At 67.4% G+C, this 12,422-nt stretch carries 11 protein-coding genes; 9 read left to right on the forward strand and 2 right to left on the reverse strand.

Annotated elements, in window-relative coordinates:
• The first annotated feature begins 67 nt into the window (after window positions 1–67).
• Window positions 68–1,681 carry an ABC-F family ATPase gene (locus C4901_RS07745; protein ID WP_110136835.1) on the forward strand — a complete coding sequence of 538 codons (1,614 nt, stop codon included), beginning with the start codon at window positions 68–70 and terminating at the stop codon, window positions 1,679–1,681.
• Here the strand turns inward: C4901_RS07745 and C4901_RS07750 are convergent.
• The gene (locus C4901_RS07750; protein ID WP_110136836.1) at window positions 1,630–2,490 is read right to left on the reverse strand and encodes a polysaccharide deacetylase family protein; all 861 of its coding nucleotides are present in this window, start codon (window positions 2,488–2,490) and stop codon (window positions 1,630–1,632) included. The genes C4901_RS07745 and C4901_RS07750 overlap by 52 nt on opposite strands.
• A gap of 343 nt (window positions 2,491–2,833) precedes the next feature.
• Here C4901_RS07750 and C4901_RS07755 point away from each other — a divergent pair, with 343 nt between their 5' ends.
• The 8 genes from C4901_RS07755 to C4901_RS07790 all read left to right on the forward strand — a co-directional run bounded on the left by C4901_RS07755 (window position 2,834) and on the right by C4901_RS07790 (window position 10,829).
• Window positions 2,834–3,781 carry a pteridine-dependent deoxygenase like protein gene (locus C4901_RS07755; RefSeq protein WP_110136837.1) on the forward strand — a complete coding sequence of 316 codons (948 nt, stop codon included), beginning with the start codon at window positions 2,834–2,836 and terminating at the stop codon, window positions 3,779–3,781.
• A gap of 53 nt (window positions 3,782–3,834) precedes the next feature.
• Window positions 3,835–4,674, forward strand: a complete 840-nt coding sequence (locus tag C4901_RS07760; RefSeq protein WP_110136838.1) for a MipA/OmpV family protein — start codon at window positions 3,835–3,837, stop codon at window positions 4,672–4,674.
• A 75-nt stretch (window positions 4,675–4,749) separates the two neighbouring features.
• A complete protein-coding gene (locus C4901_RS07765; RefSeq protein WP_110136839.1) occupies window positions 4,750–5,016 on the forward strand; it encodes a phosphopantetheine-binding protein in 267 nt (88 codons plus the stop codon).
• A gap of 49 nt (window positions 5,017–5,065) precedes the next feature.
• A complete protein-coding gene (locus tag C4901_RS07770; protein WP_110136840.1) occupies window positions 5,066–6,088 on the forward strand; it encodes a hypothetical protein in 1,023 nt (340 codons plus the stop codon).
• Window positions 6,051–6,527: a LolA-related protein gene (locus tag C4901_RS07775; protein ID WP_110136841.1), complete on the forward strand. Its 477-nt coding sequence runs from the start codon at window positions 6,051–6,053 to the stop codon at window positions 6,525–6,527. Before C4901_RS07770 ends, C4901_RS07775 begins: the two co-directional genes overlap by 38 nt.
• Window positions 6,524–8,839 carry an MMPL family transporter gene (locus C4901_RS07780; protein ID WP_110136842.1) on the forward strand — a complete coding sequence of 772 codons (2,316 nt, stop codon included), beginning with the start codon at window positions 6,524–6,526 and terminating at the stop codon, window positions 8,837–8,839. Before C4901_RS07775 ends, C4901_RS07780 begins: the two co-directional genes overlap by 4 nt.
• On the forward strand, window positions 8,839–10,035 hold the full coding sequence (locus C4901_RS07785; RefSeq protein WP_110136843.1) for a beta-ketoacyl-ACP synthase: 1,197 nt from the start codon (window positions 8,839–8,841) through the stop codon (window positions 10,033–10,035). The genes C4901_RS07780 and C4901_RS07785 overlap by 1 nt, the downstream gene beginning before the upstream one ends.
• Entirely contained in the window at window positions 10,032–10,829 is a 798-nt protein-coding gene (locus C4901_RS07790) for a beta-ketoacyl synthase chain length factor (RefSeq protein ID WP_168185627.1), read from the forward strand. Before C4901_RS07785 ends, C4901_RS07790 begins: the two co-directional genes overlap by 4 nt.
• A 1,115-nt stretch (window positions 10,830–11,944) precedes the next feature.
• Here the strand turns inward: C4901_RS07790 and C4901_RS07795 are convergent.
• Window positions 11,945–12,181 carry a hypothetical protein gene (locus C4901_RS07795; protein ID WP_110136845.1) on the reverse strand — a complete coding sequence of 79 codons (237 nt, stop codon included), beginning with the start codon at window positions 12,179–12,181 and terminating at the stop codon, window positions 11,945–11,947.
• Window positions 12,182–12,422: the final 241 nt, after the last annotated feature.

The following is a 12,422-nucleotide window of genomic DNA, read 5'->3' on the forward strand; positions in this document are numbered from 1 at the left end:
GTGGCCTTTGCGTGTAGACTGCGCGGCTTTGTTTGCGCAAACTCCGACTCGGTTCGGTAGGACTCTCGTGCTCTCCACTACTCAGCTCACCATGCAGTTCGGGGCCGCGCCGCTCTTCGAGAGCGTGTCCGTGAAGTTCGGCGCCGGACACCGTTACGGTCTCATCGGCGCCAATGGCTCGGGCAAGTCGACGTTTCTTAAGATCCTGGGGCGGGACCTCGAGCCGAGCTCCGGCACGGTCGCCTGGGAGGCCGACAAGCGCGTCGGCAAACTCGGACAGGATCAGTTTGCATTCGAGTCGTACAGCGTGCTCGATACCGTCATCATGGGCGATGCCGAGCTTTGGCGCCTCAAATCCGAGCGCGAACGCCTCTATGGCCTGCCCTCCTTGAGCGAGGACGACGGGATGCGCGTGGCCGAGCTCGAGGCCGATTTCGCCGCCCGTGACGGTTATACCGCCGAATCGCGGGCGGCGGGGCTGCTCACCGGGCTTGGGGTGCCGATTGCCCAGCACAATGGCCCGATGAGCGCGGTGGCGCCGGGATGGAAGCTGCGCGTGCTGCTTGCCCAGGCGTTGTTTCCCGATCCGGACATCCTGCTGCTCGATGAGCCCACCAACCATCTGGACATCCACACCATCCGCTGGTTGGAGGAACTGCTGGTGGCGCGGCGCAGCACCATGGTGATCATCTCCCACGATCGCCATTTTCTGAATCAGGTATGCACACACATCGCCGACCTCGACTATGGGGAGGTGCGGATCTTTCCGGGCAATTACGACGAGTACATGACCGCGGCCACCGAGGTGCGTGAACGGCGGCTGGCCGACAACGCCCGCAAGAAGGCCCAGATCGCCGAACTGCAGGCCTTCGTCAGTCGTTTTTCGGCCAATGCCTCCAAGGCCCGCCAGGCGACCTCGCGCGCCCGTCAGATCGAAAAGATCCAGCTAGACGAGATCAAGCCCTCGAGTCGCGTGAGCCCCTATATCCGCTTCGACATGGGCAAGAAGCTCTACCGGCAGGCCGTGGAGTTGCGCGCCCTGGCACAGGGCTACGCCGATCTCTTGTGGCGGGATCTCGATCTGTATGTGGGGGCCGGCGCGCGCATCGGGGTGATCGGCGCCAACGGCGCCGGCAAGACCACGCTTTTGCGGACCCTCGCCGGGGAACTTATGCCACGCGCAGGCGAGATCCAGTGGGCCGAGGGCGCGCGCGTGGGGTATTGCGCGCAGGATCATGGCGAGGCGTTTGCCGAGGATCTTACGCTGTTGGCGTGGATGAGCCAGTGGGCGCAGCCGACCCATGACGAGCAGGCGATCCGCGCGGTGCTCGGGCGCCTGCTGTTCTCGCGCGAGGAGAGCGAGAAGTCGGTGCGCGTGTTGTCGGGCGGCGAACGCGCGCGCATGATCTTCGGAAAGCTCATGCTCCTTGCGCCCAACGTGCTGATCCTAGACGAGCCCACCAATCATCTGGATATGGAGTCGATCGAGGCGTTGAATCTGGCGCTCGTCCACTATCCCGGCACCTTGATCTTTGCCAGTCACGATCGCGAGTTCGTATCATCGCTGGCCACCGAGATCCTGGAGCTCGACGGCGGGCAGGTGACAATCTTCGGCGGCGGCTACGAGGATTATCTGAAGGCCCGCGGGGCGGGGGCCGCGTCGCGCTCGGGCGTATCCTGAGACCGGCGCGCGCGGTCGTGGCGGGCGAGCAGCGTGGGCAGATCGACGGCGCGCAACCCGCGGGCCTGCAAGCCCTGGAGGAGGCCCGGCAGGACCGTCTCCAGGACCGGCCGCCCGGAGCGATCGCGGGCGTTGCGGCCATCATGCAGCAATAGCACGGCACCGGGCACGAGGCCCCGCGACAACCGCCGGGCGATGCGCGCGGGTGTCGGGTCTTGGGTGTCGAAGGCGCGGTGCGACCAGGCGGCGTATTGCAGGGCGCGTTCGGCGAGCAGCGGTGCAAGCCACGGATTGCGGAACCCGATCGGTGCGCGAAAGCATGATGGCGCCCGGCCGCTCAAGTCGGCGAGCAGGTCTTGGGTGTCATCGATCTCGCGCGCCAGGCGGCGCGATCCAAAGAGCGCGAAGCGGGGACTATGGTCCCAGCTGTGGTTTTCGATACTATGGCCGGCGCGCGCGGCGGCGCGTATGAGGTGCGGCGCCTGGCGGGCCCGACGGCCGATACAAAAAAAGCTGGCGCGGGCGTCATATTGGGCGAGCAGCGTGAGGATGCGCGGGGTGAGTGTCGCGTCTGGTCCATCGTCGAAGGTCAGCGCGACCTGGGGTTCGGTGGTGGCGACGCGGGTGATGACAGGCCCAAGGAATGGGCAGCGCGGACACAGACAGGACGCTGTCAGCGCCGCCTGGGTGGCGGCGATCGCCGCCAAGGCCGGGACCGCGGCCACGGCATGACAGGCGGCCCCGGCGGCCAGCAGGCCATCGAGGGCGTTGACGGTCTGGAAGACATGGCGGGCATCGAGGCGCGCCATTACGGGCCCCCTGGCAGCCACCGGACAGGGCGGGGGCGTCGGGGCCGTGGCGCGCCTGGTGATGGGAGAACGGGGCCTATGCCGCCCAAGGGAGTCATCTGATGCATGAGTGCAAACCGGTTTACGGTCGTCCGGGGCGGGCCGAGGTCCTGATATCCCTAGGGCGTGTCATGGCCGGGGCTTCCGGGGTGAGGTCTGTAGGGATGGGGGCTTGGCATGGCATCGAAGCTACACGGATTCGCGGGAGGCGGCAAGGAACGGCGGGCCCGGCGATGACGCGAGGCGCCGGGAGACCCGGGCGTATGCCACCCGGGCAGGCCTTCGCGGGGGCCGTGCTGAGGGCATGAGGATCTCCTATTATCCGCTGGATCGCCGCGAGGAGCTCGAGGGTCGGGGCGATATTCTCGGGGTCGTGGGTTATGGGATCGAGGCGGCCTGGCGAGGGCGCGCGCCCTATGTCGCCACGGCCCTGGCCCCCATGGGGCCGCCGATGTATGAAGTGATCGCGGGTGGCCCGGCGATATCGGTGATACGCGAGGGCGTACACTACGCGCACGACGGCGAGTGGCTGTTCGCATCGGTTGCGCTCGCTGCCCGTGACGCCATGGCGTCGGTCGCGGCCGAGGCCTATGGACGCATCCTGCGCGTCGCCGAGGGCGAGGGGTACGGATACCTGATCCGTGCGTGGCAGTATTTTCCGGACATCCACGCTACAGACGAGGGGCTCGAACGGTACCGGCAGTTCAATCGGGGTCGCCACCGGGCCCTGGAGGCTTATCTGGCGCGCGGCGGGCTGCGCCCGGCGGCGACCTGCATCGGCGCACCCCGCGGCGATCTGACACTGCATGTGCTGGCGCGGCGCGTCCCCGGTATCGCCATCGAGAACCCGCGGCAGGTCAGCGCCTACCGCTATCCCGACATTTATGGCCCGCGCCCCCCGGATTTCGTGCGCGCCATGAAGGTGGCAAGTGCCGGCCGCGAGTGGTTATGGATATCAGGCACGGCGGCCATCGTCGGCCATGAGAGCCAGGCCCCCGGGGATCGGGAGGCGCAGGCGCGCGAGACCTTCGCCAACCTCGATGCCCTCGTGGCGTGCGCGGGCCTCGGGGCGGACCGGCAGGTGCTGGCCGTCAAGGCCTACATGCGCGACCCGGACGATGCCCGCCTGTCGTGGCCGCGGCCGTGGCGGACGGCGCCGGCCTTGACCTTGCGCGGGGATATCTGCCGCTCCGAGCTCGCCCTGGAGATCGAGGCGGTGGTGGCGGGTGGCGCGCGGGGCGAGAGACGATAAGGGCCGGCGGAGATGCCGGGCGATCGGCGCAGGCACGGCCCACGGGAGGAGAGATGGCAACGGTGTCGGCGGGTCGGCAGGGTGCGTCATGGGGTGTGCGCCTGGGGTGTATGGCCCTGGGCATGTGTGGGGTCGGCACGGTGGCGGCCCAGACCGCGCACTACCGAGGGGGGCTGGGGCTTGCCATCTTCCTGGCGCCTGCCTATCCGGGTTCCGACAGCGCGCGGCCATTCGCCTATCCCTATCCTTACTGGGAATACGAATCACCCACACTGCACCTGCATCACGAACACCTGCGCGCGAAATGGGCCCGTCATTCGTCGCTCAGTATCGGTCTTGGGGCCAACGGCTCGCCGCCGGCGGCGGCCGGTACGCCGGATGCGCGCGCCGGTATGCCGAGTCTCGACCCGACCTTTGCCCTGGGGCCTGATGTCATGGTGCGCCTCCCGGAGCGCGCCGACGGGTGGCGCATCTGGCTTGGCGCCCGGACCCGCTATCGTTGGGCCATGGGTCCCGGTCTGCGGCTGATGCCGCTTGGCAGCAGCGCCTCGGCGTTCGTCGAATCGCGTACCCCGCGCGGGCGCGTCTGGCCCATTGTGGTAAGCTTTGGCCCCGTTTTTCGTAGCCGCGGGGTCAACGGGTATTTTTTCGGCGTGCCGGCGGCCTATGCGGTCGCGGGACGGCCGGCCTATTCCGCCCCTGGTGGTTATGCCGGGGTGCGGCTTACGGCGGCCGTGAGCACGCACGCGGGCCCCTTCGATTTTGCGATCTTCGGGCGCTATCGCAATTACTCGGGTGCGGCGTTTGCGTCGAGCCCCTTGCTGAAGGTGTCGAACACGCTCATCGTCGGGGCGGCGGTGGTGTGGGTGTTTATTCGCTCCGGGGATGGTTGATGATGGCGGTACGAGCGATCGGGTGGCAGTCCCGGCGTGTAGGGGAATGGCTTGGGTTTCGAGAGGATAGGCGCGGTGAATAGCAGGCAAACCGATTTTGAGCGCGAGATTGCGCAGCTGCTCGTGAGCAGCCTGAACCTGGCGCTCGATGCGGACTCCATCGATCCCGAGGCCCCGCTGTTTCGCGAGGGTCTGGGGCTCGATTCGATCGACATGCTGGAGATTGCGTTGGCGATCTCCCAGCATTATGGTATCCAACTGCGATCCGATGACCCGGAGAACGGCGTCATCTTCGCGTCCCTGCGGGCGCTCGCCGCGACCATCGGCGCACGCCGGACTTAAAACGGCACGGACCGTGGTTTGTTCGGGGCAGGGCGGGTAAGGGACGGCGATGGCCCAGGCGTGGTTTGAAAAGCGCGAACGCGGAAGCCGCTTCGGGCTGCGCGTGGCACGTGTCCTGGCGCTGCGCCTGGGGCGACGCGCGACGCGCGTCCTGTTGTGGCCGATCACCGCTTATTTTTTCTGGGCCCTGCCCGAGGGCCGCGCCGGTCTGCGCCGTTATTATCAGGCCCTGGACGGCCAGCGCCCCACGCGCAGGCGCCTGTTCGGTCATTACCTGACCTTTGCGCGCACGATCCTAGACCGCGTCTATCTGCTGGCCCGGCATCGCGACGCGCCGCGTTACGAGATTCGCGGTTTCGAGGCGGTCGCCTCGTACCTGGACCGCGGCCAGGGCGTCATCCTGCTCGGCGCGCATCTCGGCAGCTTCGAGGCGGCGCGCGCCGCCGCCTTTTGGCACCCGGCGCTGAAGATCCAGGTGATCATGCACACCGGAGTGTCGCGCCAATTGAATGAGATCCTGGCGGTCCTGCACCCCGAGGCGCGAGATTCGATCGTACCTTTGGGCGGCCCGGCCTCGTTGCTGCGGGTGCGGGAGTTTCTCGCGCATGGAGGCCTGGTGGGGCTCATGGGCGACCGCACCATCGCCGGCGAGACCACCTATCTCGCCGACTTCCTGGGGACGACAGCGCCATTCCCGTTGGGACCTTTGCGGCTTGCAGCCGTCCTGCGCGCCCCGGTATTCTTCTTTACCGCGCTCTACGGCGCGGCCGCCGACGGTGTGTGCCGCTATGAGTTGGTATTCGAACCGCTGTGCGGGCCGGCCCCGGACGCTAAGGCGCGTGATGAATGGATGCGACAGCTTGGGGAGCGCTATGCGCAGACCCTGGGGGCGTTCTGTCGCCTGGCCCCCGACAACTGGTTTAATTTTTATGACTTCTGGCAAGCCCCGGACGGGGATTCGTCTCGCCGTCGCGCTGGTCGCGATCCTGACGACAGGGACGGCCCTCGCGGCCGGTCGTCCATGGACGGTTCCGATGCTGCTAAAGACCTTGGCGCACACCGTGAATCATAAGGTGCGGTTTATCGAAGTCAATCATCTGGCGAGTCTGCGGCGCCCCGTGCATGCCCGTGGCACGCTCCAGTATGTGAAGCCCGATACCCTCATCATGATCCAGAGTGCGCCGCGCAAGGCCGTATACCGGATCGTCGGTGACCGGCTGTTCGTCAATCGTGCGCACCGGGGGGTCCCGGTCAGCCACTACCCCGGCGTGATCGCCATGGTGTCCGGGTTCGAGGGGCTTTTGAGCGGGAACTACGCCTTGCTCACGCATGATTTCCGCACGCGCCTGCAGGGGGATCGCAAGGCCTGGCGACTGCTGCTGCGCCCGCGCCTTGTCGCCCTTAAACGGGCGCTGGTGAGTGTCGCGATCAGCGGGCATGGGGCGCGTCTTGCCGAGATCGTGACCCGTGCCCCGAACGGTGATAGCTCGGACATGCGCATCCTTCCGTGAACGCCAGACCATTGGCATTGACGGTGACCGCCGTGTGGTTGGCGGTGCTGGCGATACTGGCGGCGCTGATCGTTCATAGCGTCCACTTCGGAGGGAGCCTGACGGCGTTTCTGCCGCGCTCGGGCAGCACCGTGCAGCGCGCCCTGGTGCGCGGCCTTCACAAGGGTGCCGCATCCCGTCTCTTGCTGCTTGCGATTCACGGCGGTAGCGGGGCACAGCGGGCGCGGGCCTCACGCGCGCTCACCCGGCGATTACGCCGCGATACCCGGGATTTTTCCCTGGTCGCCGATGGCGGGCAGACGCTAGCACGGGGCCTCGAGGGATTTTTGTTCCGCGACCGTTATCTGCTGGCGCCGCGCACGTCGTGGACGGTTCCGGCCCTGCGTGCCGATCTGCGGCGCGATCTTGCCATTCTCGAATCCCCGGCGGGCTTGAGCGCCACCCAGGTGCTGGCCGATCCCACGGGCGCGGTCATGGCCGCGGCGCGACCGTGGAGGGGCGCGGCCGCGGGGCCGCGCTCGCGGCATGGCGTGTGGGTGACGCGTGGCGACCATGCGGCGCTATTGCTGGTGGAGACGCGCGCGTCGGGGTTTTCGGTGGGACCCCAGCGGCGTGCGCTCGGCCTGATCCACGCCGCGTTCGCGCATGCCGTGGATCATCAGCCGCTGTCTCTGGAGATCGGTGGCACCGGGGCGATAACGGTGGAGGCCAATGACAAGGTCGCGGGCAGCGCCAAGTTTCTGACGATCATCGACCTCGTGCTGGTGGCGGGGATCTTGGGATTCGTGTATCGCTCGGGACCGCCGCTGCTGGTGAGTCTCGTGCCGCTTGCAAGCGGCGCGATGGTCGCCACCGCGGTCATCGGTTTGGTGTTTCCAAGGCTTACGATCACGACGCTCGGGTTTGGCACCATGCTGATCGGCGTGGCCATGGACTACCCGACCTATGTGCTTTTGCATGTTCAGGCCGGGGAGCGCGTTCCGCGCGCGGCGCGGCGCGTGGCGCGCGCCCTGGGACTGGCGATGATCGCCATGGTGATCGGCTTTTCCACCATGATCACCTCGCATCTCGCCGGTCTCGTGCAGCTCGGTGTATTCGCGGCCGTAGGGCTTGCGGCGGCAGCAGGGGCGGCGCGCTATATCCTGCCGTTTATGATCCCGGCATGGCGTCCGAGCGCCGACCTGTCCGCTTGGGATGATCGTGCGGCGCGGGTTTCCGCCAGACTTCGCCGGGCGCGCGCCGCTGTGGTGGTGGCGGCGGTGGCGGCCATCGGGGTTCTTGGGCAGCAGGGCGGCCATGTGTGGGATGACCACCTGTCGGCCTTGAGTCCGGCGTCGCACGCCCTCATGCGCGAGACCGGGCGGCTTAGCCGGGCGTTCGGGGTACCAGGGCTCTCGTCGCTCGTGGTCGTGACGGCCGCCAATCGCGAACGGGCGCTGGTGGCCAGCGCCGCGCTGCGACCAGTCCTGGCAAGGCTGCGCCGGGGGCGCGCGCTCGCCGGCTACCGCATGGCGGCCGAGTACCTGCCGAGCGTGGCCGCACAGAGGCGCCGGGCGCGTGCGCTGCCACCGCCCACGGTCCTGCGTCGGCGGCTGCGCGCCGCGGCCGCCGGCATGCCGTTTCGCCGGCGCGCGTTTCGCGGATTCGTGGCGGCGGTCGCGAGGGCACGCCATGCGGCTCCGCTGCGTCCGGCGGACCTGCCGGCGCCGATGCGCGCGCAAATGGGTAGCCTGCTTATGCGGGTCCATGGACGGGGCGTGGCGTTCGTGCATCTATCCGATGTCCGCAACCCCCGGCGCGTGGCGCGCGCGATCCGGGCGAGCGGGGTCGCGGGGGCCCACTATGTGGTGGTGAAGCAGGCCGTGGGGCGTCTCATGGCCCGCTATCGCGCGGCGCTGTTGCGTCATGCGCTCATCGCCGGGGCGCTCATGACGTTGGTCATCGCCATCGGTCTGCGATCGGCGCGCGAGGCCGCGCGCCTTGTGCTGCCGATGGCCGCGGCGATCGTGACCGCCTGCGCCTTGCTGGTGATGACAGGTCCAGGCCTTACGCTTTTGAACCTCGTGGCCTTGCTGCTCATTGCCGGTCTTGGCATGGGCTACGCGCTGTTTCTCGGGGAGCATGGGCTCATCGCCGAGCGCCGGCCGCTTGCGCCCTGGGTATGCGCGGCCACCACCATAACCGGATTCGGGGTCATGGCCACAGCGCCTGTGGCGATGTTGCGTTCGGTGGGCCTGACCGTGAGCCTCGGGGCGCTGCTCGCGCTCCTCTTTACCGCCGCCTGGTCCTTGGGCGCGTCGCGGGTCTCGTGATGGGGGACGCTCTCGCCATCATTCGCTATACGCTCACGAGCGCCTTCGGTCGCGGCCTGGCCGCCCACCGCGCCGGGCTCATGAGTGGGCGGTCGATGTTGATTCCGCATACCCTGGGGGACGGGACGGCATGCACGATCGGGCGCGTCGCGGGTCTGGAGGGGGTGGTCATGCCCGCGGCCCTGGCACGCTACGATTGCCGCAACAATCGGCTCGCGCGGCTTGCGCTCGACACCGACGGCTTCGCGCAGGCGGTGGACGCAACCGCGCGCCGCCTGGGCGCCGAGCGCATCGGGGTGGTGGTCGGCACGAGCACCTCGGGGATCGCCGCCACCGAGGCGGCCTACCGTGCCCCGGTCTTCCAGGGGCGGGGCGCACTGCCTGTTGATTTCCCGTACCGCGAGACTCACAATGTTTTTTCCTGTGGGGACTTCGTACGCCGCTATCTCGGCGTCAAAGGCCCGGCGCTGGTGGTGTCGACGGCGTGCTCGTCAAGCGCCAAGGCGTTCGCCACCGGCGCGCGGCTCATCGCCTCCGGCGCCTGCCGGGCTGTGGTAGTGGGCGGCGTCGACAGTCTGTGTGACACCACACTTTATGGTTTTCATGCGTTGAATCTCCTGTCCCGGACCTATCCCCGACCGTTCGACGTCGACCGCGATGGGATTGCCATCGGCGAAGCGGCGGGATTCGCGCTCCTGGCGCCGGCCGGAGATCTCGGCGAATCCCGAGGATTGCGCCTGGTGGCCACCGGCGACAGCGCGGATGCCTATCACATGACCGCCCCGCATCCCGAGGCGCGGGGGGCGTGCGCGGCGCTGGAGGCGACACTCACGAGCGCCGGCTGGCGACCGGACACCGTTGACTACGTGCATCTGCATGGCACCGGGACTGCGCACAACGATGCCGCCGAAGATCTGGCGCTGATACGCACGGGTCTTGGCGCAGTCCCGGCGAGCTCCACCAAGGGGGCCATCGGGCATACACTGGGGGCCGCGGGTATGTGCGGCGTGGTGTTGACGGCCGAGGCCATGGCCGCGGGGTTCCTGCCGGGGACCGTCGCTACGCGATCGCCCGATCCGCGATTCCGATCGCGTCTGCTGCTTTCAGGCGAACCCGGCGTAATCCGCCGGGCCTTGGTCAATACCTTCGGATTCGGCGGCAGCAATTGTTGCCTCGCGCTCGAATGGCGCCCATGAACATCTATGTTGCCGCATGGGGCGTCCTGGGTCCGGGCCTTCCGGACGCGCAGGTGGCGCGCGCCATATTAACCGGTGAACGGGCTTATCGGGATGACGCGGTACGCGTGCCGCTCGCCGAAGGACTTTCCGCCAATGAGGCGCGACGCTGTCCGATATCCGCGCGCTATGCCCTGGATGTCGGATGGCAGGCCCTGCGCGCCGCCGGCTGGGACCCGGCGGGGGTGGCGACGGTGTTGAGTTCCGCAAGCGGCGATCTGGAGATCGCCGACAAGAACTGCCGGGCATTGGCCCAGCCGCCCATCGCCCTGTCGCCGATCCTGTTTCACAATTCCGTGCACAACGCCGCCGGGGGCTACTGGGGGATCGCGACCGGCTCGCGGGCGCCTACGACCAGTCTGTCCGCTTATGACGACAGCTTCGCGGCCGGTCTGCTCGAGGCCCTGACCACGGTCGGCCCCGGCCGCGCGTGCCTCTTGATCGCCTACGATCTCCCGCCGCCTGCGGCTTTTGCGGCGGTGCGCCGGATTAGCGCACCGTTTGCCGTGGCACTGGCCCTGACCGCCGAGCAACCACCGGGGTGGCGCGCGAAGTTGTCGTGGGAATGGGGATGCGGCGATCCAGCAACCGACGTCCCCATGCCGGATGCCGCGCTCGAGGCCCTGCGCGCCGGCAACCCGGCGGCGCGTAGCCTGCCGCTTTTGCGTGCGCTAGCCCTCCGGCAGACCGGAATCCTGTCATGGCCAGACACCGCCGGCGGCGCCCTGCGTGTGGTCGTGTCTTTCGGCCAATGACGGCGGCCGTGGGGCACACTCGTCGCGAACGTCTCCGAGGCGGGAACGTCACGTCATACTGTAATGGGTTGACCAAGGGAACTGCTCCAATTAACCGCCGATTCGCCCGTGGTGCGATGCCGGTAGGCCATGTACAAGGAGACGGAATACCTGTGATCTATACGATGGAAAGCCGTTAATCGGACACGGGCACCGAGAATGAGTGCAATGCGTTTTATAGCGGCGAGAAGTGGCGCGCCCTGATATCCGTTGAGAGGTTACGCGCATCGTAGCGATTTCGATTGTTGCACGGTGGTGATACGACGCCCACCTATCTGGCCATCCATGGTATCATCACGGCCGACATCCTTGGGGGCCAGCATGATCACTCGTTGGCGCCGGATCATCTACCAAAACGTGCCGCAGGGCTCCGCCTATAACCGCGCAGCGGTTCAGGGGGTGGTGAGGTGGCGCCAGCTTCCCTGATGGCGAGCGCTCTTCTGTTCGCACGGTCCTGGCGATTCGGGATAATGGAAACATACCGAATCGCAAAGTCACGTACCACCTCTATCCCAACACCGTCCAAGCGGAGCGGCTCGGGATGATGCGGGGTCTGCATCAGCGGTTGTACGCACGGTGCGGGAGGGAGGCATCCGCGTGTATAAGGAAACCGGTAAGAATTTGTCGCCTCCCCGGCAACCTTCCTCACGATAATCCGGACCCGAGCGGAAGAGGCTGGGTCCTGGTATGAGGGGCTGCCTACGCGGGAGTTGAAAACCACGCAACGCTGTCATGGGCCCTACCTCCATGCAGAGGGGGGTTGTGCGCGGCCCACAATGTGGATGCCGGCAGCTGCCGGACACGAAGAAGATCCCCTCCGATCGGCACCATCCGTATCCGCATTGCGCCGCCACCTATGGCCGCGATGACAACGCGACGCGGGGGGTGGTGCGGCGTTGGATGGAAGCCCAATTATCCGGGCGGGAACTGTCCGCGGTGTGGAGCGGTGGAGGTTTCACCGCGGACCGGCCATTGCCGGCAATGAGCACGAAACTCTCGCCCTAGCCGTCTAGGCTTGGCGGGGTAGTTGACGTCCCCATGGGAGAGCAATTACAGAGCCCGCGCCCCTAACCCGCTCAGTGATGCCCTTTGACGGCATGCCAAAAGGCCAGTCCGCCGGCTTTGGCGGCATGGCCGATCGCAAGCCCGACTTTCTTGGCCTCATGTCCGATGGCCAGTCCCACGCGCTTGGCCTTGTGCCCGACATCGTGGGCGGCCGCGCCCAGGCTATGGCCGACATGGCGGGCATCATGGTTCAGGTCCGCCGATGCACGCGGACTGGCGATGGCGAAAGAACCGAGAACGACCACCATGAGTACGAGGCGGCGTAATACGTGATCCGGTGGATGGCGCCAAGCGCTGCGTCTACGGTGAATAGACATGGTTGCCGTAAAGCCCATTATGGGTTCGCTCCAGTATAGCAGGATTGGATTCCAACCAGGAGGAGGCTGGCGCGCCAGCCCAAAGCGGCTTGTCGACAACGGCCGGAATGGCTATCGTGCGACCTTACCGGGAAACGGGGGTGCGGCCCACGGGCCGCGCCCCCTATGTCTT

It is taken from the genome of Acidiferrobacter sp. SPIII_3 (assembly GCF_003184265.1).
Taxonomy (GTDB): Bacteria; Pseudomonadota; Gammaproteobacteria; order Acidiferrobacterales; family Acidiferrobacteraceae; genus Acidiferrobacter.

What these genes read in the sequence shown, in the direction of transcription:
- C4901_RS07750 (WP_110136836.1), bottom strand. Translation starts at nt 2,490, where the DNA reads ATGGCGCGCCTCGATGCCCGCCATGTCTTCCAGACCGTCAACGCCCTC.
- C4901_RS07755 (WP_110136837.1), top strand. Translation starts at nt 2,834, where the DNA reads ATGAGGATCTCCTATTATCCGCTGGATCGCCGCGAGGAGCTCGAGGGT.
- C4901_RS07760 (WP_110136838.1), top strand. Translation starts at nt 3,835, where the DNA reads ATGGCAACGGTGTCGGCGGGTCGGCAGGGTGCGTCATGGGGTGTGCGC.
- C4901_RS07770 (WP_110136840.1), top strand. Translation starts at nt 5,066, where the DNA reads ATGGCCCAGGCGTGGTTTGAAAAGCGCGAACGCGGAAGCCGCTTCGGG.
- C4901_RS07775 (WP_110136841.1), top strand. Translation starts at nt 6,051, where the DNA reads ATGCTGCTAAAGACCTTGGCGCACACCGTGAATCATAAGGTGCGGTTT.
- C4901_RS07785 (WP_110136843.1), top strand. Translation starts at nt 8,839, where the DNA reads ATGGGGGACGCTCTCGCCATCATTCGCTATACGCTCACGAGCGCCTTC.
- C4901_RS07790 (WP_168185627.1), top strand. Translation starts at nt 10,032, where the DNA reads ATGAACATCTATGTTGCCGCATGGGGCGTCCTGGGTCCGGGCCTTCCG.
- C4901_RS07795 (WP_110136845.1), bottom strand. Translation starts at nt 12,181, where the DNA reads ATGGTGGTCGTTCTCGGTTCTTTCGCCATCGCCAGTCCGCGTGCATCG.